The sequence below is a fragment of the Sanguibacter sp. Leaf3 genome (assembly GCF_001425965.1).
GTDB classification, from domain to species: domain Bacteria; phylum Actinomycetota; class Actinomycetes; order Actinomycetales; family Cellulomonadaceae; genus Sanguibacter; species Sanguibacter inulinus.
This window is the reverse complement of record NZ_LMRH01000001.1, coordinates 716,914-742,060: the sequence shown is the minus strand read 5'-3', so window position 1 is coordinate 742,060 and position 25,147 is coordinate 716,914. Positions and strand designations below refer to the sequence as shown.

General features: G+C 68.2%; 21 protein-coding genes. 5 read left to right on the top strand and 16 right to left on the bottom strand.

The features are described from left to right. Positions 1-28 precede the first annotated feature (28 nt). Positions 29-1,156, bottom strand: a complete 1,128-nt coding sequence (locus ASG53_RS03180) for an LCP family protein (protein ID WP_235533811.1) — start codon at positions 1,154-1,156, stop codon at positions 29-31. A 155-nt stretch (positions 1,157-1,311) separates the two neighbouring features. Between ASG53_RS03180 and ASG53_RS03175 the strand changes: the two genes are divergently transcribed. The 5 genes from ASG53_RS03175 to ASG53_RS03155 are packed head-to-tail and all read left to right on the top strand — an operon-like array spanning position 1,312 to position 8,172. Beyond that, positions 1,312-2,547, top strand: a complete 1,236-nt coding sequence (locus ASG53_RS03175) for a glycosyltransferase family 4 protein (protein ID WP_056128390.1) — start codon at positions 1,312-1,314, stop codon at positions 2,545-2,547. Further along, positions 2,544-4,445 carry a glycosyltransferase family 4 protein gene (locus tag ASG53_RS03170; protein WP_056128386.1) on the top strand — a complete coding sequence of 634 codons (1,902 nt, stop codon included), beginning with the start codon at positions 2,544-2,546 and terminating at the stop codon, positions 4,443-4,445. The genes ASG53_RS03175 and ASG53_RS03170 overlap by 4 nt, the downstream gene beginning before the upstream one ends. Continuing rightward, positions 4,442-5,314: an ABC transporter permease gene (locus ASG53_RS03165; protein WP_056128383.1), complete on the top strand. Its 873-nt coding sequence runs from the start codon at positions 4,442-4,444 to the stop codon at positions 5,312-5,314. The genes ASG53_RS03170 and ASG53_RS03165 overlap by 4 nt, the downstream gene beginning before the upstream one ends. Beyond that, on the top strand, positions 5,301-6,227 hold the full coding sequence (locus ASG53_RS03160) for an ABC transporter ATP-binding protein (protein WP_056128380.1): 927 nt from the start codon (positions 5,301-5,303) through the stop codon (positions 6,225-6,227). The genes ASG53_RS03165 and ASG53_RS03160 overlap by 14 nt, the downstream gene beginning before the upstream one ends. Further along, the gene (locus ASG53_RS03155; protein ID WP_056128377.1) at positions 6,214-8,172 is read left to right on the top strand and encodes a DUF6270 domain-containing protein; all 1,959 of its coding nucleotides are present in this window, start codon (positions 6,214-6,216) and stop codon (positions 8,170-8,172) included. The genes ASG53_RS03160 and ASG53_RS03155 overlap by 14 nt, the downstream gene beginning before the upstream one ends. Positions 8,173-8,200: 28 nt before the next feature. On the opposite strand, the gene ASG53_RS03150 is transcribed toward ASG53_RS03155, so the two are convergent. The 15 genes from ASG53_RS03150 to ASG53_RS03080 all read right to left on the bottom strand — a co-directional run bounded on the left by ASG53_RS03150 (position 8,201) and on the right by ASG53_RS03080 (position 25,066). Next, positions 8,201-9,775 carry a glycosyltransferase family 61 protein gene (locus ASG53_RS03150; RefSeq protein WP_056128374.1) on the bottom strand — a complete coding sequence of 525 codons (1,575 nt, stop codon included), beginning with the start codon at positions 9,773-9,775 and terminating at the stop codon, positions 8,201-8,203. Further along, positions 9,775-10,920, bottom strand: a complete 1,146-nt coding sequence (locus ASG53_RS03145) for a hypothetical protein (RefSeq protein ID WP_056128371.1) — start codon at positions 10,918-10,920, stop codon at positions 9,775-9,777. Before ASG53_RS03145 ends, ASG53_RS03150 begins: the two co-directional genes overlap by 1 nt. Next, positions 10,917-13,109, bottom strand: a complete 2,193-nt coding sequence (locus ASG53_RS03140; protein ID WP_156382646.1) for a glycosyltransferase — start codon at positions 13,107-13,109, stop codon at positions 10,917-10,919. Before ASG53_RS03140 ends, ASG53_RS03145 begins: the two co-directional genes overlap by 4 nt. 13 nt (positions 13,110-13,122) lie before the next feature. Next, positions 13,123-13,836 carry a hypothetical protein gene (locus ASG53_RS03135; RefSeq protein ID WP_156382645.1) on the bottom strand — a complete coding sequence of 238 codons (714 nt, stop codon included), beginning with the start codon at positions 13,834-13,836 and terminating at the stop codon, positions 13,123-13,125. A gap of 23 nt (positions 13,837-13,859) precedes the next feature. After that, entirely contained in the window at positions 13,860-15,101 is a 1,242-nt protein-coding gene (gene wecC / locus ASG53_RS03130) for a UDP-N-acetyl-D-mannosamine dehydrogenase (RefSeq protein WP_056128361.1), read from the bottom strand. A 9-nt stretch (positions 15,102-15,110) separates the two neighbouring features. Then, on the bottom strand, positions 15,111-16,979 hold the full coding sequence (locus ASG53_RS03125) for a glycosyltransferase (RefSeq protein ID WP_056128358.1): 1,869 nt from the start codon (positions 16,977-16,979) through the stop codon (positions 15,111-15,113). Between the two features lie 314 nt (positions 16,980-17,293). Beyond that, a complete protein-coding gene (locus tag ASG53_RS03120; protein WP_056128355.1) occupies positions 17,294-17,779 on the bottom strand; it encodes a hypothetical protein in 486 nt (161 codons plus the stop codon). Continuing rightward, positions 17,776-18,135 carry a response regulator gene (locus ASG53_RS03115; RefSeq protein ID WP_056128353.1) on the bottom strand — a complete coding sequence of 120 codons (360 nt, stop codon included), beginning with the start codon at positions 18,133-18,135 and terminating at the stop codon, positions 17,776-17,778. The genes ASG53_RS03120 and ASG53_RS03115 overlap by 4 nt, the downstream gene beginning before the upstream one ends. A gap of 39 nt (positions 18,136-18,174) precedes the next feature. Further along, positions 18,175-18,648: a chemotaxis protein CheX gene (locus ASG53_RS03110; protein WP_056128350.1), complete on the bottom strand. Its 474-nt coding sequence runs from the start codon at positions 18,646-18,648 to the stop codon at positions 18,175-18,177. Beyond that, positions 18,645-19,028: a response regulator gene (locus ASG53_RS03105; protein WP_056128347.1), complete on the bottom strand. Its 384-nt coding sequence runs from the start codon at positions 19,026-19,028 to the stop codon at positions 18,645-18,647. Before ASG53_RS03105 ends, ASG53_RS03110 begins: the two co-directional genes overlap by 4 nt. After that, a complete protein-coding gene (locus tag ASG53_RS03100) occupies positions 19,025-19,843 on the bottom strand; it encodes a CheR family methyltransferase (protein WP_056128343.1) in 819 nt (272 codons plus the stop codon). The genes ASG53_RS03105 and ASG53_RS03100 overlap by 4 nt, the downstream gene beginning before the upstream one ends. After that, a complete protein-coding gene (locus tag ASG53_RS03095; RefSeq protein ID WP_056128341.1) occupies positions 19,844-20,950 on the bottom strand; it encodes a protein-glutamate methylesterase/protein-glutamine glutaminase in 1,107 nt (368 codons plus the stop codon). A 29-nt stretch (positions 20,951-20,979) separates the two neighbouring features. Then, positions 20,980-22,710 (bottom strand): methyl-accepting chemotaxis protein, encoded by a 1,731-nt coding sequence (locus ASG53_RS03090; RefSeq protein ID WP_056128338.1) that lies wholly within the window; start codon positions 22,708-22,710, stop codon positions 20,980-20,982. Beyond that, the gene (gene chvE, locus ASG53_RS03085; RefSeq protein WP_056128335.1) at positions 22,707-23,837 is read right to left on the bottom strand and encodes a multiple monosaccharide ABC transporter substrate-binding protein; all 1,131 of its coding nucleotides are present in this window, start codon (positions 23,835-23,837) and stop codon (positions 22,707-22,709) included. The genes ASG53_RS03090 and chvE overlap by 4 nt, the downstream gene beginning before the upstream one ends. 5 nt (positions 23,838-23,842) lie before the next feature. Continuing rightward, positions 23,843-25,066 carry a methyl-accepting chemotaxis protein gene (locus ASG53_RS03080; protein WP_056128332.1) on the bottom strand — a complete coding sequence of 408 codons (1,224 nt, stop codon included), beginning with the start codon at positions 25,064-25,066 and terminating at the stop codon, positions 23,843-23,845. Between the last annotated feature and the right edge of the window lie 81 nt (positions 25,067-25,147).

Genomic DNA, 25,147 nt, shown 5'->3' with positions numbered 1-25,147 from the left:
GTCGGGCGGGCTCTGCTGCGCTCGGTGGCTACTTGACCGTAGCCCCGAGGATACCGAGGGCGTCCTTGTTGGCCTCGATGTACTCGGCCGAGGTGTCCTGCGCGATCGCGGCCACGAGCGGGTCGAAGGCTGCGCGGTCGAGGAGCACGATCGACTGCCCGTCTGCGCTCGTGCCGGTCCCGGCGTCCGGGGCCGTGAGGAAGGTGATGTCGTTGGTCGCGAGGCCGTCGAGGCTCTCGGCGATCGCCCGCATCTCGTTGATGCCGAGGCTGTCGTCGACGGACACCGAGCGGCTCACCACGGTGAGCAGGTTCGTGAGCCGCACAGGGTTCGAGATCAACCCGTCGTTCTTGGTCTTGGCGACCATCGCGCGGATCCAGTTCTGCTGGCGCTTGACCCTGTCGAAGTCACCACCGGGGAGACCGTAGCGCTGGCGGGTGTAAGCGAGCGCCTGCTCCCCGCTCAGGGTCTGCTTGCCGGCCGAGAACAGGAGCGTGTCGTGCTCGTAGACGTCCTCGGGGACGGTGATCTGCACGCCACCGAGCGTGTCGGTCAGCTCGACGAAGGACGTGAAGTCCGCCACCACGAAGTTGTCGATGCGGATGCCGGTGAGGTCTTCGACGGTCTGGATGGCCAGGGTCGGCCCGCCGAAGGAGAAGGCTGCGTTGATCTTCGCCTCTCCGTGCCCGGGCACGGGGACCCAGGAGTCACGCGGGATCGACATGACGACGGCGCTCTTGCGGTCGGCCGGGAGGTGCACGATCATCAGCGCGTCGGTGCGCTGGCCACCCTCCTCCCACGAGCTCGGGTCCCCTGCGGAGATCCGGCTGTCCGAGCCGAGCACGAGGATGTTGAGCGGGGTCGCCTCGGCACCCGGCTCTGTCGGGGCAGGGGTCGGCCGAGCTGCGGGGTCGAGGTCGTCGAAGGGGTCGGCGATCCGCTCGATGTTGTTGTTGACCCACGCGAGATAGCCGGCGACAGCACCACCACCGAGCACGACGAGGCCGAGGAGCACCGAGAAGGCGATGATGACCGCCCGCCGCCCGCCGGAGCGCCGTTCCTCGGGCTCCGCGTACGGGTCGTCGTCGTTCGTGCCGCGTCGAGACCGGCGTGCCGGTTCGGTCGTCATTCCCTCGAAGGGGTCCCCTGTGCTCACAGTCGACCATGGTACGGCCTCGGGGGTTTTGGCTCCGTTACCCGGAACACCGGGTTTATGATGGTGCCCGCACTCATCACACACATGATCTCCACGCGCGGAGCACGTGAGGGCACGGCACGTACGACGACGAAGACCACAGGAGGGGCCGACGGGTGCGCATCTTGCTGGTCAGCCACCACTACGCACCGGAGAACAACGCTCCGCAGCGGCGGTGGTCCGCCCTGGTGCCTCGCCTGCGCGATCTCGGAAACGAGGTCGTCGTGTTCGCCCCGCCGCCCCACTACCCCACAGGCACCCTCGACGACCCCCGAGGCGAGCACGCCGTCGGGTCGACGTCGAGGGGACAGCACGGTGAGACCGTCCACCGCGTGAGGTTCCGGGAGCACGGGCCAGGACTCAGGTCGCGGTCGGCCGACCAGGGCGTCGCCGCCCTCGACACCGTCTGGCGTGCGCTCGTCAGGCTGCGCCACCGCGCCGACAGGCCCGACGTCGTCGTCTCGACGGCCCCCGGGCTGCCCTCCCTCTTCGCAGGCTGGGTCCTCGCGCTCGTCTGGCGGGTCCCGCACGTGGTCGAGATGCGCGACGCATGGCCCGACCTCATCCACGCGAGCGGCGTGCTGCACGACGGCCGACGGACCGTCTCACTCAAGCGCCGGGTGGCGACCCATGCCGCCGACCGTGCTGTCACCTGGGTCCAGCGCCGGGCGGCCGCCGTGGTGACCACGACCGACGCCTTCGCCGAGGTGCTGCGGTCCCGCGGCATGCGACGGGTCGAGGTCGTCCGCAACGGCGCCCCCGTCGACGCCGTGCCGGCGCTCGAACGGCCTCGAGACGAAGGTGGGCTGCACGTCCTCTACGTCGGGACCGTCGGGCGCAGCCAAGGACTCGAGACTGCCGTCGAGGCGGCTGCGGCAGCCCGCGCGCTCGGGATCGACGTCAGGCTGCGCATCGTCGGCGGCGGCGCCCTGCACTCCGAGCTGCAGGCTCTCGCCTCGACCCTCGGCGCCCCGGTCGACTTCGTCGGACGGGTCCTCGCCGACAAGGTGCCCGAGCACTACGTGTGGGCGGACACCGTCCTGGTCTCCCTGCGCGACTGGCCCCCCTTCGCCTGGACCGTCCCGTCCAAGCTCTACGAGGCCCTCGCCGTCGGCCGGCACATCTCGGCCGCCGTCACCGGGGAGGCCGCGCACCTCGTCTCGGGGACGGGCGCCGGGACCGTCGTACCACCCGGCGACGTCGAGGCCCTCGTCACGCTGTGGGGCGAGCTGGCCGACGACAGGACCCTGCTGAGCACACCGTCGACAGGGCGCGAGTGGGCTCGCGCCAACGCCGGGTTCGCCGAGCTCGCCGCCGGCTACGACGCGCTGCTCCGTGAGGTGGTCCGGTGACGGGCCGCACCGCCGAGCTGGTCACCAACCTGCGGCTGACGGTGAGCACCGTGGCCGGGCACCTGCGGGAGGACCCCTTGCTGCTCGCGGTCCAGGTGAGCCGCAGGGCGCCGCGCCGCGTCACGCGTGCGACAGGGACCGCACTGACCCGCTCGGGCAAGCCGCTCACGCGCGCCACGGGAGCCTGGCTGCTCGGAGAGCTCGACGACGCCCGCGACCAGCTGCGCCAGGCAGCGGCACTCCCCCAGTCCCGGGGCGGGCTCCTCCGGGCCGGTCGGGTGGGGCGCCGCTGGCTCGTCGAGCTCGCGGTCCAGCTCGGTACCGCCGACGACCTTCCCGCCGAGCTGTTCGACGGGCTCCGTCAGAGCCGAGCACGGGCGCTGTGGCAGCGAGGTGACCTCAGCGGAGCTGTCGCCACGCTCGACGCGGCGACGGGCGGCACGGCGGCACGCGGGCCAGGTGAGGCCGGTGAGGCCCAGAGCACCGCTCGACAGGGCGTCGCTGCACGACGGGACTCCCCGCTCCGTGCGCGGCTCGCCTCCGAGGTGCGGATGATGAGCCCAGGCGTCGACCTCGTCGTCCCGAAGACCTCCGCCCCTGGCGCCCCGGGCCGTGGAGAGACGTCCACGACGACGCCCGCCGGGATCTCCGTCCTGCACGTCCTCACCAACTCGCTGCCGCACACCCAGAGCGGGTACACCCACCGCAGCCACGCCGTGCTCCGCGCCCAGCAGGACGCCGGTCTGCGCGTCACCGCGGCCACCAGGCTCGGCTACCCCGTCACCGTCGGCAAGATCGCAGCACGGCACGCCGACACGATCGACGGGGTCGACTACCGCCGGCTGGTGCTGCCGTCCCCGGGCGCGACGGTCGAGGCCCGGCTGCGCCAGAGCGTCCAGATGCTGCTGCCCCTCGCCGAGGAGGTCGGGGCCCAGGTGCTGCACGCCACCACCAACTACACCAACGGCCTCGTCGCCCGGGCAGCCGCCCGTGAGCTCGGCGTCCCGTGGGTCTACGAGGTCCGCGGGCTGCTGGAGGAGACATGGGTCGCGAGCCGACCCGCAGGTGCGCAGCAGGAGCACGCCGCCCAGAGCGAGAAGTACCGGATGCTGCGCGACCGCGAGACCGAGCTCGCCATGGCAGCCGACCACGTCTTCACGCTGAGCGAGACGCTCCGCGACGAGCTCGTCGCCCGCGGGGTCGACCGCGACACCATCTCCCTCGTGCCGAACGCCGTCGACGCCGAGCTGCTCGAGGGCTCGCTCGACGCCGTCGACGCGCGGCAGGTCCTCGGGCTCCCGGCCGAGGGGTTCTGGGTCGGCACCGTGAGCAGCCTGGTCGACTACGAAGGCCTCGACACGCTGCTCGGTGCCGTCGCCCTGCTCCGCCAGCGCGGGATCGACGCCCGGGCGCTGATCGTCGGCGACGGTGTCTCCCGCGGGGCGCTCGAGGCCGAGGCCAGACGCCTCGAGATCGACCGGGTTACGCTGTTCACCGGCCGGGTGCCACGTTCGCAGGCGCTCATGTACCACCAGGCCCTCGACGTGTTCGTCGTCCCACGACGCGACGTCAGGGTGTGCCGCCTGGTCACCCCACTGAAACCGATCGAGGCCATGGCGTACGGACGACCAGTTGTCGCGAGCGACCTGCCGGCGCTGCGCGAGATCGTCGGAGGGCCTGGGAGCGGGGTGCTGGTGACGGCGGGTGATACCGCCAGACTTTCTAACGCCCTAGAGGAACTTTCTGGCGACGCTCGTCTCCGGGCTGAGTTCGGGGCGCAAGGCATCAGGTTCGCGGCGAGCCGGACCTGGGCATCCGTCGGACAGGTCTACAAGGTTGCCCTTCGCGGCGTGGCCCGAGGTCATCGTGGTCGTTCATCCGACGGAGACCGCCCATGAACAGCAGCGAGACTCGCTCTCCAAATAACGTCACGCTCAGCACGCGCGGCCTCCGCGAGATCGGTACTCGTCCGAGACTGCCTGACTACCTCAGCCAGCTCTGGGACCGACGACACTTCATCGTGGCGGACTCCCGAGCTCGGGCCCAGACCAGCAACCGTCAGATGCTCCTCGGGTCCGTCTGGTTGGTCCTCAAGCCTCTCCTCGACGGCCTCGCCTTCTACCTGATCTTTGCGCTGCTCCTCAAGACAGATCGCGGTGTCGAGAACTTCGTCGGCTTCCTGCTGATCGGTGTCTTCATGTTTCAGTTCACGCAGCGTTGTCTGACTACCGGGGCATCGTCGGTCACGAGCAATAGGGGCCTGATCCGGTCCTTCACCTTCCCACGTGCATCGCTCCCCATCGCCGGGGTTCTACGAGAGCTGTTCAGCACCGGACCGGTGCTGCTCACCATGGCCGTCCTCATCGCCGCGATCCCGCCGCACGCCGTGATCACCTGGCGCTGGATGCTCTTCCCCGCAGTGCTGGCCCTGCAGACGACTTTCAACCTCGGTCTGGCTCTCTTCGCGGCACGTATCGTCTTCCGGATACCAGACCTGAATCACGCCATCAGCTTCATGACACGCTTCTGGATCTACGGGTCTGGCGTGTTCTTCTCCCTCGACCACTTCGTCACCCATCCTGGTCTCCTCCAGGTCATGCAGCTCAACCCGCTCTTCGTCATCCTCGACATGACCCGAGATCTCCTTCTCTACGGTGTCTCCCCGACGGCAGGCTCGTGGCTGGTCCTCACGCTCTGGGCGACAGCGCTGCCTCTCGCCGGCCTGCTCTTCTTCTGGCGTGGTGAGGAATCTTATGGACGTGGCTGACCCCTGGGACGGCTCCGCGCTGACCGTCGCAGTCGACAGCGTCCACATGCACTACAAGGTCAGGGCGTCACAGACAACCCTGCCGACGTCTGGACCTGCACGGCTGATCGGCAAGGTTGTCGGACGTCGTCCCGGTGTGATCGTCCGCGCTCTGGGAGGCGTGTCTCTTGCCGCCTCACGCGGAGAGTCTGTCGGCATCATCGGTGCCAACGGCTCAGGGAAGAGCACCCTGCTTCGAGCCATCGCAGGCCTCGAGCCGCCCTCACGTGGACGCATCCTCAGCGCAAGCACCCCCGTGCTCCTCGGTGTCAACGCAGCCCTGCTACCAGAGCTCTCAGGCGCGGAGAATGCCGTGCTCGGATGCCTCGCGATGGGCCTGTCACCGGACCGCGCCCATGATCTCCTCCCTGACATCCTGGAGCTGGCAGGGATCGGTGCCTCGATCGACCTCCCGATGAAGACCTACTCCTCTGGGATGGGGTCGCGTCTGAGGTTCGCGATCGCCGCAGCCGCCCAGCCTCAGATCCTGCTCATCGACGAGGCGCTCGGCACCGGTGACGCTTCGTTCAGCGCGCGAAGCCAGAGCACGATGGACGAACTTCGCCGCAAGGCGACCACGGTCTTCCTCGTCTCCCATGCTGCACAGACAATTGAAGAGATGTGCTCACGCGCGGTGTGGCTCCACAAGGGCAAGGTCGTCCTGAACGGACCGGCCGAAGAGACGGCCCGTCGATACAGGTTGTGGGCCTGGAGCATCGCCCAGGGAGACACCGACAAGGCGGCTGGACTGTTCCGAGAGGCGATCGAGGACGGTCGAGCTGAGCACATCACCTTCATGTCCCGAGACTCGCGGAGGACTCCGCCTCGCCACGCACGGGCACAGTCCGCAGGAGTACTCCGTGCTGGACGCTGAACGCATCCGGGTCGCGATCTACGGCAGCTGCGTGTCGCGCGACACCTTCGAGTACCTCGCCCCCAACTTCGAGCTGGTGTCCTACACCGCTCGGCAGTCTTTGGTGAGCGCCTTCACCGCACCGGTAGATCCCGCGATCGATCTCGCTCTGAGTATGCTGCCGAGTGAGTTTCAGCGTCGAATGCTCCTTGCTGACGCGAGGTCTTCTCTCGTCGATTCTCTAGATCGGCTCCCCGAAGACCTCGACCTGCTCGTCTGGGACCTCGTCGACGAGAGACTCGGCATCTCGAGATTCGAGGACGGCAGCGTGCAGACGCGCTCTGTCGAGCAGATCCGTGCCGGGATCGTGCCAGACAACGCAGAGCACGTACGTTTCGGCAGCGCGACCCACCGCAGGCTGTGGTCCGACGCCCTCCACCAGTGGGGCGAAGCGCTCGATGCTCGGGACCTGATCGGACGAACAGTCCTGCTCGCTCCTCCGTGGGCGGTTGACGACTCAGAAGGTGATCCGACACCCGCAAGCTTCGGCCTTCGTCCCGACGAGGCCAACGAGATCACCGAGAGATATGTCGAACAGGTACGTACTACTCTCGGCGTCCCGGTGATCACCACTCGCGACGTGGTCGCTGCTGTCGACCACCGTTGGGGACGAGCGGCGTTCCACTACTCGGACGATGTCTACCAGCGGCTCGCTGTAGAGCTTTCGACGCATGCCTTCTCATGTCGACGCGAGAGGATCCTCGCAATCCCACCGCCTCTTTCCCGAGACAGCCTGCCACTGCGGCAGCACTCAGCTTCCGTGGGCTCCTTGACCATCTCGGAACACCCGGGCAGGTACGTGGTCGCACCGGTCGACGGCGGGGCACTGGCCGTTGACCTGGCCGTAGTCCCACGGGACTCCGACGTCCTGACCGTCTATCTCCACGGCGGCGTGGAGCCGGGCCCCGATCGCCTACCCCGGTTCGAGTGGTTGCGTTCTCTTGCAGGGCGCCCCGAGTCCAAGCTCTACATCTCGGACCCGACATTGTCGATCGACGAACAGCTCAAGAACGCTTGGTATGTCGGCACCGAGGGAGAGGACCTCACCCCACGCCTCGCTCAGATAGTCGACGCTGTCCAGGCACAGGTCGGGGCCCGACACGTGGTCTTGATCGGATCTTCTGCAGGCGGGTTCGCGGCGGCGCGCATAGCCTCGGCACGGTCCGAGCCATCCGTCGCGCTAGCCTTCTCGACCCAGCGCTCGCTCGCGCACGGTCCGCGAGCCCACGTCGAGGGATTCCTGTCGACCGTCTTCCCCGGGGAGAACTACGAAGCAGTCCATGCCAGGCTCGGCGACAGGGTCAGCCTCGAAGAGACTCTCGCACAAGCGACAGCTGCACGTTTCGTCTGGGTGCAGAACACCGGAGACGTTGAGCACATGCGGGACCACTTCGCCCCCTACGCGCTCGCCCAAGGACTCGCCCCAGAGACCGGCGGGACATCGCATGGCCGGCGAGTCCATCTCACGCCGATGTACTACGGACCTGGACATCCTGTTCCACCCCTAGACCTCATGCATGCGTCGATCGACGCCGCAGTGAGCTATGCCCGTCAAGGTGATTTCCCTGGTATCGACTGGTTGGAGCACGCGCCTCCGCCTGACCGTGATGCCACGGTGTCGAGCTCCGTCGACCCTCCTCGGCTGGTCTCACCCGAGCCCTCGACCACGCACCCGGCGGGGTCGGTGCACCTGCACGGGACGGCGACTCCCGGTGACACCGTCACTCTCGAGATCGGTGGGCACCGATACCAGACGGTGACGGTCACCCCCGACGGGACATGGGAGATCTACCAGTCCTTCGCACCAGCACCTCGGTGGTCCGTGCACCTCTTTGCCGCTCGAGGGGGAACGGCGATCTCCGAGAGCGTCATGGTGACGCTGGAGATCGTCCGCACCTCCGGCTGAACCCGGAAGGACTCGCACATCTGGTACCTCAGGGGCGGTCGAAAGCGTGCTTCGAGAGCACATCCTCGAGCAGGGGAATATCGATCGTGAAATCGGATGCGATCGTCGCTGGCTGCTCGGCAGCGAGACCCTGCAACCCGATGTAGATCCCACCCTTCACCGACACGATGTCGTAGAAGTAGTCGTGGTTCATTGCCTCTGTCGCCAGGCAGAGGACCCGCACGCCGTCTCCCGAGAACGCCAGGTTGGAGAGAGCCGCCCCCATGTTTCCAACGACGTGCGTCGCGTCCCGGAAGACTGCCATCTGCTCCCTGAGCGTCAGTGTCTCCGGCGCGACGACCTCATAGCCGAGAGGACGAAGAACGTCGATGACGGCATCCTCGTTAAGGAGACGGCGTCGTCCGGAGCCGTTTCGTGTGACGTAGAGCCGCCTGGGACGTCGATCTGCGGAATCGTCCAGGTCAAGTGCCAGCTCGCGGAGGAACTCTACTGACCTCGGGTTCTTGACGAGCGGAGGGACCGTCACGGGTGCCGGATAGATCGCCCGTTCCATGGCGTAGGGATGCGAACCAGTAAACACGAGCTGCTCCTCGCGGACCCCGACGAGCGACATCGAGTCTACGAAGACCTGTCGCATCTGCTCCGAGGGGGGAACGTTGAGGATGAAGCTCATGCCCTCGGTACCGTGGGCACTGACGACTGCTTCCACGCGCGGAAACGTGTCCACGATCCAGTGTCCATAGTTGACGTCCCAAGTCTGCTTCATCACCACAGACGTCACTCCGGGGAGAGGCGGGTGGGGAGGAGTAAGAGGGCGCTCGAGCAGGAAGGTGTCGGTCTCCGCCACCTGGTAGAGAAGGCCTCGCTGGCGCATGCTGCGGGTGTTGATGAGCGACTCGTCGATGAGATTCCCGTCGACCACCACCGGGCCAAAACCGAGGACCGTCGCGTCGGACAGCACCGCGACGAGGCCGCCGGGTGCCTCGACGTCGGCCAAGTTCGACGTACGAGCCCGCAGCACGTCGCCTTTAGCTCCTGGGCCGTAGAAATCTGCCACAGCTCGGCGATAGCTCCGAGGAACGACGCCTACCCGACTGTCGATGCCTTCGAGAGCGCTGAGCGGTCGTGCCGGCAGGACGACGAAGGGACGGTCGACCTTGTCCAGTGTCAAGGCGTCTGTCCCGACGCTCAACGACGCTAGGTTCCGCAGGCAGTAGGCCACGAAAGGGTCTTGCGACGTAGCAGCTGCACCATCAACCCATCGATTCGCCACGGCATCGACGAGAGCACGGATGATCGGAGCAGTCCGCAGGGCAGACCGATCGACGCCGACCTCGATCCGATAGCTCCCCCCGGGTTCGACGCACGGGAACAACGCCGTCAACATCTCGATCGCGACGTCGATGTCGCACCCACGATCGATGACGCTGCCGACGGCCCCCAACTCGACGACAGACTCGATCTGAAGAGCCCCTTCGCTCGCGGCAGGAGTTGACCCGAGGTCTCCGGCGGTCTCGACGAAGCACGTCCCGGACCGCGTCCGGACCTCGACACGTGTTCCCGACGTCCCCGGTTCTGCCCACAGGACGAGAGAGCCCGTCATCACGCCGCACCAGAGAGAAGCGCGGCCAGCTGTTCGAGCTCAGCCCAGTCTGTCCTGTCGTAGGAGAAGACTCCGCAAGCCGCGGCGACTTCGTATGCCCGAGGAGCGAGCGGGCCAGCGGATGCCGCGACGATCTCCGGGTTGAAACGCTCGTAGAGACGCAGACGAGCCGACGTGGCAAAGTCGAGGACATCTGCCGGAAGTGCAGTCTTATACATCCCCTGCACTCGCTCGACTCCGAGGACGCTGACAAGGTACGGCGTCAGGAAATCATTCGCGAAATCGTCACCCCAGTCGTACCACGCACGGGCAGAGGGCAGTTCTGGGATGGGTAAGTCGAGATGGAACCTCTCTGCGACTGCGGTCATCATGAGGATCTTCCGGGTGTACTTCGCCTCGGGCGCATTGGCCACAGACTCGGCCACCGACGCGAACGTGGAGGCGTAGCTCCTCGCAGCGACAGCGAGCGTGCCGATCTCCGTCAATCCGCGCACGGGATTGTGGGACGTCAACCCGAGATAAGCGCAAGCCTCGATCACCGCCGGAACAAAGGAGCCCGTCGCTGCTAAGAAGTCCCGCGACGCCTCCATCACAGTACCGAAGGCGTAGGCGCCGAGATCCAGCTGGTCCCGCAAGAGGATGGTCCCGACAGCCATGAACTCCCACGAGTTCCGGTGCCAGCCGAGATCGACCAGGTTCGTCGCCACGATGTTCGTCGCAAAGTTACTGAAGGAAGCGCGCTCTCGAGCGAAGCGACCTCCGAAGTCGAGCGAGATGAGAGCCGTGTCTTGCGGCATCATCTCGAGCACGGCGAGCGAGTCGAAGCCGCCAGAGAAATTCAGTGCGGCTGTAGCGCCGCGGCGCCGGTAGTATTCCGGGCCGCTCGGGGCGGTGACTTCCGCTCCCGTGATCTTCCGCAGGCTCTGCGCACAACGCTCGGAGTACACCAGATCGAACTCGACCGAGTCGTATACCTTTCCGCAGAGCGTAGCCAGACAGAGCGCGATGACATCGTCCCGCGGGCGGACCGGTGTCGGAAGCTGAAACCACAGGCACGAATTCCCACGGACACTGTCCACCACGTCGATGCTCAGACGGTTCCCGGCATCGAAACGGATGTTCTCGAAGGTGACGCTGGCGCTCATGGCCTCTCTGACTCTCGTGTTCGTGACGCGTCCCGGACGATCTGCTGCAGGACGGCGACCATCGCCGCGCTGTTACCGATGGCCGACCTGTAAGGAGCAGGGTATGCCGCGAGGGGCGAGCCCTGATCATAGATCGCCCAGATCGGTCGTCCGGATCCCGCGTAGTCCGAGACCTTCGACGGCAGGAATGGGTTGATCGGCATGGAAGACGGTCGCTCCACGTCGTTGACGACGAGGGCGTCAAAGAGCCGAGACGCACTGAGGAACTCGAGGTAGGGCAAGTACGGGTTCACCACGACGTTCTGCGACAGGCCGAGCCCTTCCACCTCTCCTCGGACGGTGTCCGGGCTGCTGCAGAAGAGGTGCAGCCGCACAGCAACGCGATCGGCTACTGGAAGGTTGCGCATCGCGACGAGCACATCCGAGAGCCCCCGGTTCGAGTAGAAGCTGCCGAAGTAAGCGATGTCGACCGTCGAGCTGCTGACCTCGTACCCCGAGTCGCGGAGGCCATAGGCATACTCCGGCGGGACAGGGTGGGGCCGGACCCGTGATCGCGCGAGAGCGTGCTTCCGGAGTCGTGGCGAGACCATGTCGAGCATGTACTCCCTCTGGTTCTCGTTGGTGAAGATGATCTCGTCAGCCAGTGCGTAGGTCACGTCCTCGATGAGCTCGAACAGCGAGGCTCCCCGTGGAGCCTCGAAGCCCCTCGACTCGATCGCCCTGACGAGACGCCTAGACATGTCGTCGTCCTTCACGTCGCCAGCGCGCCGGGCTCCCGTGGCATCTGTCCGCAGAGGATCAGAGAACTCCGCGGTCCAGCGCACCGACCAGTGATCGAGCTTGAAGAGAGCTGCAGCGAGGTGCGAGCCGACCCAGAGGGCACGTGAGTACACGGACTCGTAACCGCCTGCACGCATGTCTTCTCGGTCAGCCACGGCACCGGCCTTCGACGCGAACTGCGAGATCTGGTCCCAACCGGCGAAGGAGGGCGGGCTGTCGATCGTGTACTGCGTGTCGATCCACCGGTCGACCAGCGCACCTGCGGACTGGTCCACCCGGCGCACCCCCGTCATGTCGTTGGTGATGACATCGACCACACGCCTGCGCTCGGCGACGGCCTTCGCGGCGACGATCGCGCTCGTGTCGGAGAACGGGGCGAAGCAATAGGCGATCACGAGGTCCTTCGCCCGTGCACGGTCGAGTGTTCTCCAGGGGAATCGCCGGATACCAGAGGTCTCGATCGCCGCGACCACAGCCTCATGCTCGTCGGGGCACGCCTCGAGGTACCGGGTGATGAACCCAACCTGGGCTCGGACCAGCACAGAGACCGCAGCGGCGGCGGTGTCCGACGTGACACCTGCGGTGTCCTCGAGAGCACGGATCACTGCGAGACGCTGAGCGACCGAGAAGTCGAAGGACGGCAGCTGGCGGGAGATCGACTCGCTCCTGACCTGGCGGAGGTAAGAAGACCCGTCACCGGTCGAGACTCTCACCTTCGTCGCGGGCCGGCGGAGCAGCCCGGCCATGTAGACGAGGTCTTCACCACTCCGGAGATCGGCATCGTAGTCCTGCTCGAGCGCCCAGGACCTCGGGATGAGCTTGCACGCGTTGAAGCCGAGGAGCCACGGCACGGTGTGCAGCTCCGGCTCCGCTGTACCGATCGCACGGATGCGCTGACCGAGCGTCGTGCCGGTGTCGACGCCACCGTCTGAGTCCACGTCGTGGATGCCAGCTGCGACGATCACGTCATCTGCTGCGAGCTCGAGCATCCCACGAACAAAACCGACCTCAAGGCGGTCGTCGTCGTCGAGGAAGGTGACGAACTTGAACCTGCTGGCTGCGATACCGAGGGTTCGCGCCTCCCCTGCGCTCGCCCGCGCTCGATGGAACCAGCGGAGCTGGAGGTTCGGGTGCTCGCGGGCCAGCTCTTCGAGCACCTCGTCGCTACCGTCACGTGGCCCGTTGGTGACGACCACGACCTCGAGCTCACCTGTGTCGGCATCCTGCGCTGCCACCGAGCTCACGCAGTCTCGGAGCCTGTCACGGCCGAGGTGGCTCGCGACGATGACTGTGCAACCGAAGGGCACGACCGGGCCGCGCTCCAAGGGCGATCGCTCGGTCTCGCGACGGCGGCCCGAGGTTGATACGACAGACTCGTGGCGTTGACCGGTCGTGCTGAGAGTTGTCATCTTCCCCTCCACCTCACCGTTCACCGTTGCCCCGTCTCTTCTTCTCCCAGCGCTTCAGTGTGAGGCGGCCGAGCCGCGACCCAGCGAGCGCATCGTACTTTCTCTGCAGTGCGGCGAGCCGTTTGCTCTCTGCGACGAGTCTGGACTCAAGCGCCCTCGCATCCTCCGACTCAGCTCTCACCGAGGGCTGAGACTGAGCGGCCGCCAGCTTCTCTGTCGCCTGAGAGAGCTGGCGACGGAGCTCGTCGATCTCTTGCGCGTCGGCGACCAGCTGCGCGGCTGCCGAGGCCTGCCCGTGCTCGGCCCCGTGCACGAGCCCGACGACGAGATCACGTGCGGAGGAGTCCTCAGCACGAGCCGCTCCCAGCCTCACGAATGAGAGACCGTCCCGCATGGCAATGCTTGTGATCGCCACGTCCTCGGAGCGTTCGATCATCTCCAGGTCTCGGACGATGTCGAGAAGACTGGCATGCTGAACGAGGACCACGTAGGCCGGAGTCTCTCCACGTGCGCCTTGAAGCAGTCGCACCGCGTCGTACATCACGTGGGGGTCATCTGACACGCAGACCAGACCGCCAGCACCCAGCGGGCCAAGATCATCGAGGCTGTCGAACACCTCGCAGTCTCTCTCGACAAAACCCAAGCCGACGAGCCGCCGGTGATACGGGTCGCAGACCACCTGAGCTCCGGCGAAGGTCTCTCCGCTCTCGACCAGACGAGACTTCACGGTGGTCCCTAGCTCCCGTCGGCTCACCGAGATGCCCCGCAGGTGTCGACGATGATTGCGCTCTGCGGCCGTCCCTCGGGGGCATCGCGGAAGGCAGCGTGGCCGACGAGGACAAGCACGAGGTCCGCGCCGGCGACTGCTGTGTCATGAGATGCGAGCGTGACGCCCTCGAGAACCTCGAGCACGGGCGGTAGGGCGCTCACGTGCGGTTCCACCGCATAGATCGTGGACGTGGGCAGAGCTGCGGCAAGCTGACGGACCACCTCGACGGCGGGAGACTCCCGTAGGTCGTCGATATCCGGCTTGAAGCTCAGCCCGAGAGCGGCGATCACCGGGCTGGTGTGCCCTGACAGCTTGTCGAGGACCGACTGGACGACCCAGCCCGGCTTCGAGTCGTTCACCTCGCGCGCCGTCCGGATCAACCTCGCTTCCTCAGGAGCAGCGTCCACGATGAACCACGGGTCGACCGCGATGCAGTGCCCGCCCACGCCAGGTCCCGGCTGCAGGATGTTGACCCGCGGGTGGTGGTTGGCTAGCTCGATGAGCTCCCACACGTTCACCCCGACCTTGTCGGCGATGATCGACAGCTCGTTGGCGAAGGCGATGTTGACGTCGCGGAAGGAGTTCTCGACGAGCTTGGCCATCTCGGCGGTCTTCGCGTCGGTCAGCAGGATCTCACCCTGGCAGAAGGTCTCGTAGAGCGACTTCGCGCGCTCGGCAGCACGTGGTGTCACTCCCCCGACGATGCGGTCGTTCGTCACGAGCTCGATCATCACGCGCCCTGGCAGCACACGCTCCGGGCAGTGCGCGAAGAACAGCCCGCCGTCCTCGTCCTTGTGCCGCAGGTCGGGGCGCAGCGCGAGGATACGGTCGGCCATGTGCTGCGTGGCTCCGGGCGGCGACGTCGACTCGAGGATCAGCAGCTCTCCACCGACCAGCTGCGGGGCGATCGCGTCGGCTGCGGCCTCGATGTAGGAGAGGTCAGCGGCGTGGTCGTCCTTGAAGGGCGTCGGGACCGCGACGATGTAGGCATCTGCCGCAGGTGTCTTCGTGCTGGCGGTCAGGTTCCCCTGAGTCACCGCCCCGGCGAGGTAGGTCCCGAGGTCGGGTTCGACGAAGGGCACCTCGCCACGGTTCACGGCGTCGACGGTGCTCTGCCTGACGTCGACCCCGACGACGTCGATCCCCTTCGACGCGAGGATAGCGGCCGTGGGCAGGCCGATGTAGCCGAGCCCGATGACGGCGACCGTGGTGATGTTCTCCATGCGATTCCCCTAGATCATGACGTGCTGGTCAGCACGTCCGTAGAACTTGACCTCGCCACCCGCGAGGACCTCCGCGTCTGAGACGGACCAGGTGTGGGCCCCTGCCGCGGCCTTCCTCACCTGGACGAACCCGAACCTGTCGGAGGAGTAGATGCGTTCCCCTGCCGAGGCCACGTCGCCCAAGAACTGCGTGTCTTCCCCACGCCCCACTGGGGCGAACCTATGCGCCAGCGCGACCTCACGCGCGGCGACGATCGTGGGCCCCATGACGAAGTCGGTATACCTGTGCTCGCGCTCTGCGAACCGCAGCACCGTCGCGCCAGTGGCCTCGAGGTGCATGTAGTGCGCCTGCTTGCCCACCACCCGCGCCCCGCTGTAGTCCATGGCGTACAGCTGGTCGGAGAGGTAGTGCTCGCCGTAGAGGTCGTCGTCGTCCATCTTGGCGACCACGTCGCCGTCGGCGGCGTCGACGAGCAGGTTGAGGCAGCTGCCCAGAGGGGTCGCCGCGTCAGCGCTGAGGTGGACGACGTCGGCGAGCCCCAGGCCGGCGGCGAGGCTGCTGACGGTGCGGCGGTCGACCTCGAAGCCGTGGGTGAGCAGCGCGAGCTGCACCTCGACGTCCCGCTGGGCGGCGACGGCACGGACGACGTGCTCGAGCTGGTGCGGCCGGTGGGTCGAGACCAGGGCTGTCACGGTCGGGCGCCGCCGGGTGCCGGGCTCGCGGAGCCCCGCCGCGACGAGCACCTCGTCGGCGCGGTGGGCGTAGGTGTGCTGGGACCAGATGCGTCGCTGCGCGCGGTGCGTCGACCGGTCGCGCAGCTCGGGGCTGCGCACGAGCGCCCGCAGGACGTTCTCGGCCTCGTCGGGCTCGCTGACGGTGAAGACCTCGTCGGACGGGAAGAACGCCTCGATCGCGGCGCTCGGCGTCGAGACCACGGGAGTCCCGCAGGCGGTGATCTCGAAGATCCGCCGGGCGCACATGCTGGGCGACCCGACGACGGAGTTGACGTTGAGGAACACCTTGAAGTCGCGGTAGGCGGTGAGCATCTGGTCGTAGCGCAGCGAGCCGACCACGTGCTGGGCGAAGGGCTCGGGGAACTGGTAGTCGGGGTCTCCCCCGAGCTGGCGCGAGAAGATCTCGAGGCCTGAGGGCATCGTGCCCCCGGCGCGGACCGCGGCCCCGAGCAGGAGGTCCATCTGCTCGCGACGCTCGGGGTACCTGTGCGCGAAGTACATCCCGGCGAAGGCGACGTCGCCTCGCGGTCCCTTCCCGTGGCTCCGGACCGGGTTGTGCACGCTCGTCTGCGCCGCGAAGCCGAGGACCCCGACCCTGTCGTGGCCGAGCTCGCGGCGGTAGTCCTCGACGCGGCCGACGTCGGTCGTGAGCACGTGGTCGAAGAGGCGTGCGGTGTCGAGGAAGTCCTCGAAGTGGGCCGGGTCCTCCTTGTTCCAGAAGACCGTCGGCACCCCGCGCTCACGGCACCGGGCGAGCATCTCGACGAGGGCTGGGCGCGGGGCTGTCGGCCCGGTGAGGTGGTAGCTCCACGCCCCGCCGTTGCCGGCCCACGCCGACTCGACGAAGACCAGGTCGAGCGCGTCCTCGTCGAGGGTGGTCTGCCAGCTCGAGGGCTTGAGCAGGACCTGGTCCCACTCGGCCTCGAAGGCGACCCTCGAGAAGTCGTCGAGCACGACCCCGACCCGGGGAGCCGACGGGTCGGCGACCCGCGGCGCGGGGTCCCACGGTCTGTACTCGCCCGAGGCCGTGGTCGGTGAGGAGGAGCGGAGCCGGCGTCTCCTCGACGCCCTGAGCTGCGAGAGCCCGCCGTGGCGCAGGTGCCAGAGGTCTCGCCTGAGGCGGTCGAAGGCCGAGCCGTTCACAGAGGGCTCCTCATCCTTCGACTGGTCAGCAGGGGACGCCACGGGCCACGGCGGTCACCTGCCGTGCCGGTCCGTCCGGCTTGTCCTCAGACCATACCAAATCTTCACCTTCTCACCGGACCTTCACCATCGCCCGGACAGCCCGGTGTCGCGGTCGGGGATGGTCGGCGGCGGACGGTCAGCGCTCGACCGACTGAGACGTACGGTCGCCCGCGGTCCGCCCGCACGACCCCGGACGCACGACCCCGGACGCACGAGAGACCCGAGGCATGGCCTCGGGTCTCTCGTGGTCCGCTCGGAGGTGGCCGCAGTCGTCAGACCACCAGCACCGAGAGGTTCCCCGGTCCGTAGCCGGAGACGTCGCACTCGAGGTCGAGGCGCGGCACGTAGGCCAGCACCCAGCCTGCGACGTCGTTCGGCAGCGCAGCCTTGGGCGGGTGCACAGCGCTGAGCCGCAGGTGCGGGGCACCCTCGGCGTTGAACAGCGACGCCATGACGTTGAGGATCTCGCCGGCGTTCTCGAGCAGCACGTCGGTCAGCTCTCCGGCGCCCACAGCGTTCTCCGAGGCGAGGGAGGGCATGAGGGCGATCGACGCGCCGGAGCGTGCCGCGAGCGGCACGTCCATGACGACGATGGCAGCGAGCTGCATCTGGTCCGAGACGAACTCGGCGACGAGCGCACCGTCGGTGCTGCCGGGGTCGACCATCGGGCCGCCCGTGGCCACCGCGACCTCACGGCCGAGGAGACCTTCGAGCAGCTCGCGGACGTCGAGGGCGCTCGGCAGCGGCGTCGCGCTCACGCGAGCACCGGGTCGATGACCTCGCGGAAGGACTCCGCGGTGAACGGCTTCGCGATGAGGAACAGCGCGCCGGCGGCGGCTGCCTGGTCGCGCATCTCCTGCGACCCCTCGGAGGTGACGAACCCGAACGGGATCATGCAGCCGGCCTGGCGGAGCGCCTGGAGCGCCTCGATCCCGGTGGCGTTGGGCATGTTCCAGTCCGAGAGGATGAGGTCAGGCTTCTCGGCGAGGGCCATGTCGTAGGCCTCCTGACCGTCGGTGGCCTCGATGATCTGCCAGTCGTACCCTGCCTGGCGCAGGGTACGGATCACGATCTGCCGCATCACGCGGCTGTCGTCGGCGACAAGGACGTACATAAGGGGGGTTCCTCTCCTGCTTCTACTGGTGGTGCGGGGTCAGACCAGCGACCACAGCGACACGACGAGGACGTGGCCCCGCCAGTCGAGGGCGATGTCCTGCAAGAACTGCTGCTCGGGGAGCTCGGGGGCTGACTGTGCCACAGTCGGGAGCGAGAGCACCGCGGGGGCCGACAGCAGCGACTTGACGTTACCGCCCACGACGTTGGCGAGCTCACCGAAGGCGTCGGCGAGGTCTTCCTGGCCGACGGGCTCGGACGCGTCCATCATCAGCAGGGCGCGGGTGAGCTCGTCGGCGGCCGGACGCTCGGTGCGCACGATCGTGCGGACACCGAGACCGAGCTCGGCGACGGTCATGTCGACCCACGCGCTCAGCGGCTCGACGGGGGCCGGCACGGGCTCGAAGCGCTCGGACACGAGCACCTCGCCGCCACCGTCGATCATCGCGGCGAAGACGTCTTCGGTGATGGTCAGGATCTGCTCCCTGGCCACAGCCACAAGGTGGGCGATCATGCGTTCTCCTCTACGGGGAGCAGCCCGAGCAGCTCCAGCTTGTCCCGGAGAGCGTCCGGGGTGAACGGTTTGATGAGGTACTCGTGGGCCCCGGCCGCGAGAGCCCTGACGATCTGCCCGTGCTCGCTCTCGGTCGTGACCATCATGAGCGTGATGCCGCGCCAGGCGCGGTTCTCCCGGACCTTCGTGACGAAGGTGAGCCCGTCCATGACGGGCATGTTCCAGTCGATGCACGCGAGCTGGAACTCGTCGCCCACCTCGAGGGCGTCGAGGGCCTGCTGGCCGTCCCCGGCCTCGACGGTCTCGTAGCCGAGATCCTTGAGGGTCGAGGACACGATGCGCCGCATGGTCCGAGAGTCGTCGATCACGAGTGCTTTCATGCGGGTCTCCCTGAGTTCTGGTAGATCGAGCTGCGGCCGACCTGGACACGGGTCCAGGCGTCGTCGATGCCGACTGTGGTCTCTGCTGCCCCGAGGACGAGGAACCCTCCGGGGCGCATCTGCGGTCGCAGGCGCCGCAGGATGTCCCGCTTGACCTCGACGTCGAAGTAGATGAGCACGTTGCGCAGGAACACGATGTCGAAGGGTCCCCCTGCCGGCGGCGCGCTCAGCAGGTTGTGCTTGCTGAACCGCACCATCGACCTCACGTCGTCGGCGATCTGCCACTGCGCGCCCGACTTGGTGAAGTGCTTGACGAGATAGGTCACGGGCAGGCCGCGGTTCACCTCGAGCTGGGAGTACAGGCCGGACTTGGCCTTGTCGAGGACCTCGTTGGACAGGTCCGTCGCGGTGATCTCGGCCCGGCGGGTGCCGAGCCTCTCGCGCAGGACCATCGCGATCGAGTACGGCTCCTGGCCCGTCGAGCAGGCCGCCGACCAGATCCGCAGGGGCGCGGCCGGCAGCAGCCTGGACGTCACCTCCGGGAGGATGTGGTCGGTCAACGACTGGAACGGCAGCGCGTCGCGGAACCAGCTCGTCTCGTTGGTCGTCAGCGCCTCGACGATCATCTCCGACTCGAGCTGGTCGGGGCGGGTGCGCTGGCTGCGCACGTACTCGTCGACCGACACGCCGCGCCTGCGTGCGAGCGGCAGCAGCCGGCTCTCGACGAGGTACTCCTTGCCGGGGGCGAGGTGGATCGCGCTGCGTGCGCGGACGAGGTCAGCGACGAAGGAGAAGCTCTCCGTGGTCAGGCTCACTCAGTTCACCTCCTGTGGTGCGGCGCTCGCCTGGACGAGGGCCGAGATGGTCTGCCCGATCTCGAGGATCGGGACGATGCGGTGTGCGTAGCCGGCCTGGGCGGTGACGCCCGGCATGCCCCACACGACAGAGGTCTTCTCGTCCTGCACGACGATGGTGCCGCCGGCCTCGGCGATGGCACCCGAGCCGGCCTTGCCGTCAGCACCCATCCCCGTGAGGATCACGCCGAGCAGGTCCGGGCCGATGCGCTCGAGGACCGAGCGGAACAGCACGTCGACCGACGGCCGGCAGAAGTTCACAGGCGGACCGTGCGTGATGCGGGCGCGCAGGTTGCCGGCCTTCCCGTCGACCTCGAGGTGGGTGTCCCCAGGTGCGATGTAGATGCCGCCGGGGACGAGCGCCTGGCCGTCCTCGGCCTCGACGACCGTCGACGGGCCGAGCCTGTCGAGGCGGTTGGCCAGCTGACGGGTGAAGACCGCGGGCATGTGCTGCACCACGAGCATGGGGACCGGCAGCGGGACAGTGAGGCGCTCGACCACGCGGGAGAGCGCCTCGGGGCCACCCGTCGAGCAGCCGAGCACGACGGCACGCACGGGGTGACGGCGCGCACCCTGGCGGGGCGCTGCGGTCCGGGGTGCCGGCGGAGCACCGACGGCGGCCCGCACCGGGACCCCGGCGGCACGCTGCGGTGCCTGCCGGGCTCCGGGCACCAGGGCACGGATCTTCGGGATCAGCTGGTCGGCGACAGCCTTGAGCGACTCGTTGATCGACCCGACGTTCGACGGCTTGGCCACATAGTCCGACGCCCCGGCCGACAGCGCGTCGAGGGTCGCTGTCGCGCCCCGCTCGGTCAGGGTCGAGAACATGATGATGGGCATCTGGTGGCCCCGCTTGCGGAGCTCGCGGACAGCCTCGACACCGTTGAGCTCGGGCATCTCGATGTCCATCGTCACGGCGTCGGGCCGCAGCTGCTCGACCTTGGCGAGCGCGAGCTTCCCGTTCGCGGCCGTCGAGATCACCTCGATGCCGGGGTCGCTCTCGAGGGCCTGGACGACGAGGCGGCGGATCACCACCGAGTCGTCGACCACGAGCACACGGATCGTCATGAGAGCACCTTGTCTGTCGGGAGGGAGAGTCAGACCGCGAACTGCGCGGTCTTGGAACGGAGGTCTGCGGAGGCGCTCGTGAGTTCCTCGACGGTCGTGCCCATGCGGGCGACGACGTCGGAGGACTCCGAGGCGACGGCGGCGACCGAGCCGATGTGCACGGCGATCTCACCGGCGCCCGTGGCCGCCTCGGTGATGCCGCGGCTCATCTCGTTGGTCGTCGCGGTCTGCTCCTCGACCGCCGAGGCGATGGTCATCTGGTAGTCGCTGATGGTCCGGATGATCGTCGAGATCTCGGAGATCGCCGAGACCGTCGTGCCGGTCTGCGCCTGGATCTCGGCGATGCGGCGCGCGACGTCCTCGGCCGCACGGCCGGACTCCCCCGCGAGCTCTTTGACCTCGTGGGCGACGACCGCGAAGCCCTTGCCGGCCTCACCGGCACGGGCAGCCTCGATGGTCGCGTTGAGGGCCAGCAGGTTCGTCTGCTCCGCGATCGACGTGATGGCCTTGACCACGGCGCCGATCGCCTGCGAGGACTCCCCGAGCAGCCGGACGTTCTCGGCCGTCGTCTCGGACACCTGGACAGCCTGCGCGGCGACCTTGGACGCCTCGTCGGCCGAGCCCGCGATCTCACGGATCGAGGCACCCATCTGCTCGGCGCCGGCGGCGACCGACTGGATGGTGCGCGAGACCAGCTCGGCGGCCTCGGTCGCGACAGCGGCCTGCGCGCTCGTGGCCGCGGTCCCGCCGGCCACCTGGCTGTTGGCGGCGCCGAGGTCTTCGGCGCTCTGGGCGACGGCGTGCGCCGTGCCCACCACGCCGGTCATCGCCGTGCGCAGCGTGGAGACCGCGAGGTCGTAGGACTCGGACATCTGACCGAGCTCGTCGCGGCTGAGGACCTCGACCTCGTGGGTGAGGTCACCCGTGGCGAGGGACTCGAGCGCGGCCTGGACAGAACGGATCCCGGAGGTGATGCGGCGCACCACGAGCACCGCGAGGGTCACCGAGAGCCCTGCGCCGACGAGGAACGCGACACCCAGGACGAGGATCGTCCTGGACACGTCGGCCTGGGCGTCGTGGAGCACCTCGGCCACCTGGAAGTCGATCTGACCCTGCGCGAGGAGCAGCGCACGCCCGGCACGGTCAGGGTCGGCGGCGACGTCGGCCGCGAGGGCCTGCTCGACGCCGTCGACGTCGCCGGCCTGCACGAGGGGCAGCACGACCGAGTCACGGTAGGTGGTCCACTCGTCCCAGCGGGTCACGAAGTCCTGCCACTGCTGGGTGCCGGACTGCTCGAAGGTCTCGACCTCGGCGATCAGCCTGTCGACGGCCGAGTCGTTCCAGTCCGAGGAGGTGAGGATCTGGGTGCGCAGCGCCTCGTCGGGTGCGGCCGCGGCGCGGCGCACGAGCAGCTGGCTGGTGGCCTGCGCGGCGCGGAGGTCACCGAGGTCGCCCTGGAGCTTGCCGGTGAGGGTGTTCACCTGGTCCAGGTGGCCCGCGGCGCGGTCGAGGGCCAGTGCGGCCACCCCGCCGACCGAGGCGAAGACGACTCCCATGACGACGAGGGACGTGCCGATCTTGGCCGCGACGGGACGGTCCCAGAACCACCGGGCCCGCGAGGAACGCGGTGCCTTGGTGGGAGGCGTGGCACCGGTCTCGACCGGGGCGACCGGGCTGTACGGGCTGCGTGCGGCAGGGCGGGCTGAGGGCGCAGCGCTGCGACCTGTCGGGCGTACGGGCCGCACTGACGTCGTCGTCATCGCAGCTCCTCCTCGGTGTAGTAGCCGCCGCCGACGAGCAGCGACTCGTAGTTCGTGGCGGTCACCACGACGGGGGCGAGCAGGTAGGTGGGGACCACGGTCACGCCGTTGTCGTAGGAGGTGACGTCGTTGACCTCGGGCGACTCGCCCTTGAGGAGCGCGTCACCCATGGCGACGGTCACCTCGGCGAGCTGGCGGGTGTCCTTGTAGATGCTCGAGAACTGCTCCCCGGCGATCACGGACTTGATCGAGGGGGCCTCGGCGTCCTGGCCGACGACCACGGGGAGCGGACGGGCTGGGGTGCCGTAGCCGGCCCCCTTGAGCACGTCGATGATCGCGATCGAGATGCCGTCGTAGGGCGAGAGCACCCCGTCGATCTGCAGGTCGGTCCCGGCGTACACGGAGTCGAGCAGGCGGGTCATGCGCTCGCCACCGACCTTGGCGTCCCAGGCCTCGATCGCGATGCTCGCGAAGTCGGTCTCGCCCGAGGGCACCTGGAGCACCCCGGAGTCGAGGTACGGCTGGAGGACGCTGAAGGCACCCTCGTAGAAGACCGTCGCGTTGTTGTCGTCCGACGACCCCGCGAAGACCTCGATGGTGAAGGGCCCCGCGGCCCCTGTCGGCTCCCCGGCCTCGTCGAGGACACCCAGACCCTGGAGCAGCGACGTCGCCTGCTGGGTACCGACCCGGAAGTTGTCGAAGGTCGCGTAGTAGTCGACGTCCGGCGACTCACGGATGAGCCTGTCGTAGGCGATCACCGGGATGCCCGCGTCGGCGGCCCGGGCGAGCTGGGCCTTGAGGGCGGTCCCGTCGATCGAGCCGACCACGAGCAGGTCGGCGCCGGCGTCGATCATCGAGTCGAGCTGGTCGACCTGCGTCGCCACGTCGTTCTCGGCGTAGCGCAGGTCGACCTGGTACCCGAGCGCCTCGAGCTGGGCCTGGAGGTTGTCGCCGTCCTCGATCCACCGCAACGACGTGGTCGTCGGCATCGCCACGCCCACGAGGGACGCGTCGGCACCGGCGGCCTCGGACGCGCAGCCTGTCAGGGCGAGCGGGGCCGCGACGAGCAGCGCGAGGGCCGGCGCGACGCGGCGCGGCGACCAGGGTGGGCGGGAGAAGGACATCATCGGCCTCAGATCGTGAAGTGGGACACCTGGGACCGGAGGTCCCCGGAGAGATCGGCGAGCTCGGAGACCGTGCTGCCGACAGCTGTGAGCACACCCGTAGAGGTGTGCGCGGACTCGGCGACGTCGGTGATCGTCGCGGAGATCTCGGAGGCCCCGGCTGCGGCGTCGGTGACGGAGCGGGACATCTCGTTGGTCGTCGCGGTCTGCTCCTCGACAGCCGACGCGATGGTCAGCTGGTAGTCGTTGATGCTCGCGATGATCGCCGAGATCTCACCGATCGCCGCGACAGCAGACGTCGTCTGCGCCTGGACCTGGGTGATCCGGCGTGCGATGTCCTCAGCAGCCCGACCCGACTCCGCAGCCAGGTCCTTGACCTCGCTCGCCACGACCGCGAAGCCCTTGCCGGCTTCCCCGGCACGAGCGGCCTCGATCGTCGCGTTGAGGGCCAGCAGGTTCGTCTGCTCCGCGATGCTCGTGATCACCTTGACCACAGACCCGATCTCCTTCGAGCTCTCACCGAGGGCACCGACCGTCGCGGCTGTCGTGTTGGAGAAGGTCACGGCCTGGCTCGCGACCTTCGCGGCCTCGTTGGCGTTGGTCGCGATCTCGCGGATCGAGGCGCCCATCTGCTCGGCACCCGCCGCGACGGTCTGCACGTTGAGGGAGACCTGCTCGGCGGCCGTCGCGGCCACCCCCGCCTGGGTGCTGGTCTGGCTGACGCCGCCGGCGACCTGGGTGTTCGCCGCGGCAAGGTCGTCGGCCTTGCTCGACACCGAGCCTGCGGCTGCGGCGACCTGGGTGAGGGTGCCGCGGAGCTCGCCCCGGGCGACCTCGAAGGCGTCGACGATCGAGCCGACCTCGTCGGAGTCGACGTGGACGGCCGGGTGGGTGAGGTCGCCCGCGGCGAGCTCGTCGATCGAGCCGCGCAGCATCTCGATGCTGCGGCGGACGCGGCTGCTGACCGCGACGGTGAGGACCGTGCAGAGGATCGCACCGATGACGAAGGCGACGGCGAGGACGGCGAGCGTCCGCGTGGCCTCCTGCTCGGCGGCTGTCGCGAGCTCGGCCGCCGCGACGGGGTCGGCCTCGGCCGACACCGCGCGCAGGCTCGACGCCGCGCTGCGCAGCGCGAGTGCCCCGAGACCGCCCACCACCGCGAAGACCGCGCCCATCAGCACCAGGGGTGCTGCGAACTTCACGCCGACGGGACGGTTCCAGAACCACTGCATCTTCGGTCATCTCCTGCTGTAGTGCGGGGCGACGCAGGACTGCGCCGCCCGGAAGGCAACCTCCCTATCGGCACGCTGGTG